This window comes from Thalassobacterium maritimum, from assembly GCF_031127805.1.
In the GTDB taxonomy this organism is placed as follows: domain Bacteria; phylum Verrucomicrobiota; class Verrucomicrobiia; order Opitutales; family Coraliomargaritaceae; genus Thalassobacterium; species Thalassobacterium maritimum.
This window is the reverse complement of the sequence record NZ_JARXHW010000087.1, coordinates 1-7356: the sequence shown is the minus strand read 5'-3', so window position 1 is coordinate 7356 and position 7356 is coordinate 1. Positions and strand designations below refer to the sequence as shown.

General features: G+C 55.0%; 2 protein-coding genes. One reads left to right on the top strand and one right to left on the bottom strand.

Features of this window, described 5'->3' with window-relative positions; all coding sequences use genetic code 11:
• Nucleotides 1–322: 322 nt before the first annotated feature.
• Nucleotides 323–5803, top strand: coding sequence for a choice-of-anchor I family protein (locus tag QEH52_RS18775; RefSeq protein WP_308952495.1), 5481 nt, complete (start codon nucleotides 323–325; stop codon nucleotides 5801–5803).
• A 707-nt stretch (nucleotides 5804–6510) separates the two neighbouring features.
• On the opposite strand, the gene QEH52_RS18770 is transcribed toward QEH52_RS18775, so the two are convergent.
• Entirely contained in the window at nucleotides 6511–7104 is a 594-nt protein-coding gene (locus tag QEH52_RS18770) for a transposase (protein WP_308952494.1), read from the bottom strand.
• Between the last annotated feature and the right edge of the window lie 252 nt (nucleotides 7105–7356).

Genomic DNA, 7356 nt, shown 5'->3' with positions numbered 1-7356 from the left:
GCGTCTTCAGTAGCCGAGTGCTTTAGCCTCGGTTCGGGCCTGCTGTTGCTCTCGGCCCGCTCATACGCGAACGGGGTCTGAAGAGCCCCGCTACTTGAAGTATGCTACGGATGGGTGGATTTTTAAGTCTAATGCGGCGCGTGGGTGACGGCTTGTCTTGGCGCTTTTACAATGTTGCGCGGCTGTAACTGTGTTCCCGTAAATTTACATGTGAACGTTTGTTTTTTGGGCGTGAGGTATTTTGGATCCGTGCCGCTGGGGATTTTCTCAGTCTGGCAGCTCTATTCGATCACTTAACCATTACATTCATCCATAGCTACACATGCGCTACAAATCATTTGTTTTTAATTCGAGCATCGATGCTTCTCCTTTGGGAAAAGTATCGATGGATCGTGTATCCAGCGATTGGAGACGATCGCTTTCCTATATCGGTTTGGCTACGCTCTCCCTTTCCTGTTTCACCATAGCTGCCTCAGCCGAGTCGTGGAGCTACGGGGTGCTCACGGATACACAGGGCGCTGCCGCATATCCGGATGTTTCCACACGCTTGATGGCCCCGGTGGTGGATCAGTTTGTCAACGCTCATGAAGTCGATATGATTATAAGCGTTGGCGATTTGACGGATACGGGGACGGCTGCAGAAAACGCTCTATGGTTGAGTGTGGCACAGCCGATCTACGATGCGGGCATCCCCATGTATATTACGCGTGGTAATCATGATGTGAAGGCGGAGGCGACTAGCGTGGTCAACGATCCTTTGTTTGGAACTGTTGAACTCAATGATAGCACGATTTGGGACACGGACTTTCCTTTGCCGAGCAATGCGAGCTTAGTGCAGGGGCCGGGCACTTGTTACTATTTTACTTTTAACAACATGTTTGTTGTCTCGATGGATTTGTATGGCGTGGCGCCTAGCGAATTGATCGGTTGGTTACAAGGGGTGGCCTTGCCCGCCGCTGCGGCTTCTGGAACCGAGCACCGTATCCTGGTTCAGCACGCGCCTTACTTTGGTAAGGGACGTGATGGTATCTTCCAGGGAGAGAGCGGTGACCCTGCCTTTGAGCTGTCTATGTTCGAGGCGATGGCGCAGGCGGGTATTGATACGATACTGGTCGGACACGACCATCAATACAGTCGTAGTGTGGCACTGAATACGCAAGGTGAAGTGCTGCTGAACCATATTCTTGTCGGCTCTAATAGTGAGAAATACTATAACTTCGAAATGCCTGAAGGGCAGAACGAAGGTCAGGTCGTGCAGATGAACGATCGCGTCAGCTACTGCATCGTCGAAGTCGACGGGCCGATGATTACTTTCAGTCATTATAGTAGTGAAGCGCCGGACCCTTATACCACCGATGCTTGGGTGCCCAATTGGGTCTTATCGGACCGCCTGGTCTTTTCGACCGAGGGCGACCGTTTCTTTGTGGAGCCCAACGATGACTACGCGGGGCTCAGCAGCAGCTCGCCGAATGCAACTGAGGTCACGATTGTCTCGGGCACGAATGATGTATTTGAAAGTCAGATGACGGTGCCGGATGCCGGCATCACCCCGCAGCTAGTGGAGTTCGGTGCTTTGGTCGATTTCAGCTGGATCGATGGCTCGAGCGACCCGCGCGTGCTGGGAGACATCTTGGTTTTAGATGGACTCGCTAACCGCGCCGATGGCGAGGAAAGTGAACTCTACCGTATGGAGATGACGTATACAGCAACGGCTGGGGTGGATGAGTCTACACTGGCGCTGGCTGTCTACGATCCTGAATCGGGCACTTGGATGGATGCGCGTCTCGCAAATATCTATACCAGCCCCACGGCACCTGCCGCGTTGGCGAGTGCGGGAGTCGACACCACGCAGAATAAAGTATGGGCGGACTTGAATCACAATGCGGATGGCGCTCGCTTCGCAGTGGTCAGTAATCCAGCGACACTCAGTAGTCCAATCAGCATGACACGTTTGGGCTCGTATGAATCTGGTATTTACGAAGGTTCTGCCACAGAGATTCCTGCATACGATGCGGCCACACAGCGCGTCTTTGTGACCAATGCACACGATGACTCCGTGGATGTCATTGACCTCTCGGATCCCAGTGCACCGGTCAAAATTGGCAGCTTGAGCTTTGCTGATATCGACGGTCAGGCTTACAGTCCCAACAGTGTTGCCTGCAAGAACGGCACCGTGGCTGTGGCGCTGCAAGCGGATACAGTTTATGAAACGGGTATCGTCGCCTTCTACGATGCAGCTCTGAGTTTCAGCGAAGGTGCGGTGGCTCCTGTCGCCACAGTGGATGCCGGATATCTGCCAGATATGCTCACTTTCACCCCCGATGGTTTGAAAGTGCTGGTTGCTAATGAAGGGGAGGCGTCCGACAATCTTGTGGGCGGCGGCACACCTGATTTCAACCCCGAGGGCTCGGTCACCATCATCCCAATCAATGGAGCCGGTGCCACAGTCACCCCGGGCAGTCCCATTCAGCTGGACTTCGCGCTCTTCGAGCCGGGCGGCGCGCTTGAGCTCGGAGCCAGCTTGGCAGAGATCAAAGCACCGGTTGATTTAAGCAGCACAGCAAAGGTGCGCATTCATCCGAATGCCGCGTCGGTGGCGCAGGATCTTGAGCCTGAATACATCGCGATCGCTCCCGATGGCAGCACCGCTTATGTGGGCCTGCAAGAAAACAACGCCATGCTATCCATCGACCTCGCGACCGATACAATCACTGGTATCTTTCCCCTGGGGGCGAAAGATCACTCGCGACTCGTCAATGCGCTGGATGCGGAGAAAAACGACGATGCGGCCAATATTGTGCCACAGCCATTCTTCGGACTCTACATGCCCGATGCTATGTCGGCCTACACAGTCAATGGTCAGACCTATATTGTGACTGCCAATGAAGGCGATGGCCGTGATCCCGGTGACTTCGGTGATTATCCCGGCAGTGGCCTCGGCGATGAAATGGACCTACAGGATGTCAATCTGGATGCGAGTATCTTCCCCAATCGCGACGTTCTCACTGATGGCTCCGGCCTCGGCGATGTGGCGACTTTCGCCTTTGGTGGAGATTTGGATAACGACGGCGATGTGGATCAAATCCAAATCGCGGGCGCGCGTTCTTTCTCTATCTGGAATGCTTCCACGGGCGAACTTGTGTTTGATTCCGGAGGCGACTTCGAGCGCATCACTGCTCAATACTTGCCAGAGCATTTCAATGCCAGCAACGACGACAATGGCATCGACGATCGTTCCGACAATAAAGGCCCCGAGCCAGAAGCCGTTCAGTTAGCCGAAATTGGCGGACGTCAGATTGCCTTCATCGGGCTTGAGCGTGTCAGCGGTGTCATGATCTATGACATCACCGATCCGAGCTCGCCGCTCTTTATCGATTACATCAACGATCGCGATTTCACAGTCGATCCAGATGAGTCCAGCGATGTGGGCCCCGAAGGCTTCGCCTTTGTGCCCGCGGCAGACAGTCCGAATGGACACGCGCTGTTACTAGTCGCGAGCGAAGTCAGCGGATCCTTGACCGCGTATCAAATCGAACTGGAAACCGACAACACCTGGAACCTCACACTCCTGCACCACAACGATGGGGAGTCTAAGTTGCCAGAATACTCCAGCTCTTTCCCTGATTACGGCAATGTGGCTCGGATGAAGACAGCCATTGATGCGCACCGTAGCTTCTACGAATCTGTGGAGCACGGTGTGGTGGTCGTTTATGCCGGTGATAGCTTCCTCGCTGGCAAGCAGTTTCAAGCCAGCGTCGATAGCGAACCGCAGGTTTATTACGACGCACTGGCACTGAGCCATATCGGTTACGATGCCATTGCGATTGGTAATCATGAGTTTGACTTTGGTCCCGAAGTGTTGGCCGCATTCATCGAAGATGCACAAACCACCAATCCGGTTCCTTATTTGAGCGCGAACCTGGATTTCACGGGCGAGCCTGCCCTGCAAGCCCTGGTCACCGCCGGTGATATTGTAAAAAGTAAAACCATCACCGTCAGCACCGCTCAGGGGGATAAGGTCATCGGGCTCATCGGTGCCACCACCGTGAACCTGCCCTTCGTTAGTTCGCCAGGCGCAGTGATTGCCTCGGAAGTGGCCGCAGCCGTCAACGCAGAAGCCGCAGCGCTCGCTAGTAGCACCGACGCCATCATTCTGATCTCGCACCTACAAGGCGTGGCGGAAGATGAGGCCTTGGCCTTACTGCTCTCTGCCGACGTCAATGCGATCATCGCAGGCGGTGGCGACGAGATTCTCGGCTCGACCACGCTCTTGTCACCACGAGCAGTTTATGGCGCCGCCGCGCCAGCGAATGCGGCCGACAGTGGCTTGGTGCCCAGTGATCACTATAATGAAGCAGGCCTGAGTTACCCGATCTATGCCAATGGCATTCCGATCGCGACTTCGGGGGGCAATTATGGTTATCTCGGCCGCCTCACGCTCTGCTTTGATGCCGATAATAACTTCCTTGGAGTGGACATGAGCTCCGGTCCCGCTGTGATTGTCGCCGATAGCGTCGATCCTGAAAACGGCTACGCGCTCGATCCCACCGTCAAAAGTCAAGTGATCGACCCCGTCGTCGCCTTTACCGCTGCGATCGATAGCGAAATCATCGGCTCCACCGACAGTCTGATTGTTGGCGGCACAGATACAGACCTCATTCGCTCACAAGAGCAAAATGGGGGCAACCTGGTTGCCGACGCACTGCTGGCTGCAGCACAAGAACGCGCTGCCAGTTTCGATGTCAACCTGCCACAGATTGCGATCGCCAATGGCGGTGGCATCCGCTCCGACATCGCCGTTGGCGATATCAGCGTGGGCGACACCTTCGACGTTTCGCCCTTCGGGAATTTCGTCTCAGTGGTGGAAAATGTCACGACGGCCGACCTCAAGCTAGTTCTTGAAAATGCCCTCTCGCGCACCATCGACAACGATTCCGGCACCGGGGTGGACCCGCTACGTTTCGGTGATGGCACCGGCCGTTTCCCACAGCTTGCAGGTATGTCAGTCATCTACGACATTACCCGTCAGCCATTGGTACTGGACGGCGAGAATGAAGTCATTAGCCAACAGGGGCAACGCGTCGTTGAAGCCCGCCTCAATGATGGCACGCCCCTCATTATCGCAGGCGTGCCCGTTCCCGGCACCACCGTGGATCTCGTGTTACCGTCTTTCAATGCAGACGGAGGCGATCAGTACTTCCGCTACGGCTTCGGGGCTGGCTCTTACACCAGTCAGGATTACATCAAAACCACGCTCGGCATCACCGATCAGCAAGCCTTGCAGAACTATATCGAAGACTTCGAATTCGCTAAAGTAGATAGTGATCCCCGCTACGATGCCATCCCCGATGGTCGCGTGGTGGCCGTATCTGACCGCGACAACGACGGCCTTTCCGATGCCGAAGAGGCGCTGATCGGAACCAATCCCGACGTTGCGGATCAAAGTGGCCCCGTCGCCGACACCTACACTCAGGTGGGAAGAGACGAAGTGACCGGCAACCCCAGTGCACATGATCTCTTCACACAGAGCGAGTTCGATGCGAACTATAGCGCCGGCGAACAAAGTGTCCTGAACGATCCAAATGCTTACGGGCTATCCGATGTGCCCGTCGCAGGCTTACGTATCGATGGACAAGTCCTCGAGCTCAACTCCGGCAGCAACAGCGCCAGTTTCGAAGTGCAAGTGCAAAGCACCTCTGATCTAGCGCAACCGTTCACCAACGCAGGTGAAAGCGCGACCATCACCCTGGATTTCTCACAGGGCAGTCAGTTCATCCGCGTGCAAGCCGTCGAAGCTCCTTAAGCATCACAGGCCCATTCTCAGCCCCAGTCGCCGCGCCCTGCCAAACGCAGGAAGCCGGAGACTGGGGCTTTTTGGGGCGAAGGATCAGAACATCCAACTTTTTTGTAGCCGAGTGCTTTAGCCTCGGTTCAGACGTTCCGTTGCTTTCGGCCAGCCCAGCGCAAACGGGGTCTAAGGAGCCCCGCTACAGAGAGCGTCTCAAGTAGCCGAGCGCTTTAGCCTCGGTTCAGACGTTCCGTTGCTCTCGGCCAGCCCAGCGCAAACGGGGTCTAAAGAGCCCCGCTACTAGAGAGCGTCTTAAGTAGCCGAGTGCTTCAGCCTCGGTTCGGACCGTCCGTTGCTCTCGGCCAGCCCTACGCGAACGGGGTCTAAAGAGCCCCGCTACTAGAGAGCATCTTAAGTAGCCGAGTGCTTTAGCCTCGGTTCCGACGTTCCGTTGCTCTCGGCCAGCCCAGCGCAAACGGGGTCTAAAGAGCCCCGCTACAGAGAGCGTCTTCAGTAGCCGAGTGCTTTAGCCTCGGTTCCGACGTTCCGTTGCTCTCGGCCAGCCCTACGCAAACGGGGTCTAAAGAGCCCCGCTACTAGAGAGCATCTTAAGTAGCCGAGTGCTTTAGCCTCGGTTCAGACGTTCCGTTACTCTCAGCCAGCCCAGCGTGAACGGGGGGTCTAAAGTCCCCCGCTACCTATATACTTTCGACCTCCGTATTTTAGCCTACCCATTTGTAATTCCTGCCTAGCTTGGCCTTGATTGGATTGTTGAGCACGTAGGTGACCACGCGTGCAGTTTCGTTTTCGTTACGGCAGACGTGGTCGAACCAGTCATTTTGCCAAAAGGAACCTTGGCGATTGAGAACTCGATTGCATTCAAACGCCAAACGTCCTTTCCATTCGCTCCAGGTTTTTGCCATGTCGGCGGCTTCTTCACTTCTTACGACCAAATGCACATGATTGGGCATGAGTGCGTAGTGCTCAATATGCCAACCTAAGTTTTCGAGTGCTTTGAAACTGGCCAATGCCCGCTCGCAACATGTTTCATCGAGAAAGGGGGTAAAGCCGAGTCCCCTGTCTTGGTATTTTTCGAGACAGAGAAAGTATTGTCTCTGCAGTTGCTGGAAATTTGAGTCATCCGAACTCGTCTCAGCTAAGGATGTTTGAATTTCTTGAATCCGTTTTTTGACTTCCGATGGCAGGCTGTTGGTGCATCGGATCGTGATGAAATAGATGCCTCGTTCCACTTCCCAGTGAGGTAATTGAGTGTGCCAGATCCGTTTGAGTTTCAGCTCATACATCAAGCGTAGCATTCTGTATGCGCTCGTTGGCTTGGCAATCCTAAGTTTGCTCTTTCAGTAGCCGAGTGCTTAGCCTCGGTTCGGACCGTCCGTTGCTCTCGGCCAGCCCATACGCGAACGGGGTCTAAAGAGCCCCGCTACTAGAGAGCGTCTTCAGTAGCCGAGTGCTTTTAGCCTCGGTTCAGACCATCCGTTGCTCTCGGCCAGCCCATACGCAAACGGGGTCTAAAGAGCCCCGCTACTAGAGAGCGTCTTCAGTAGCCG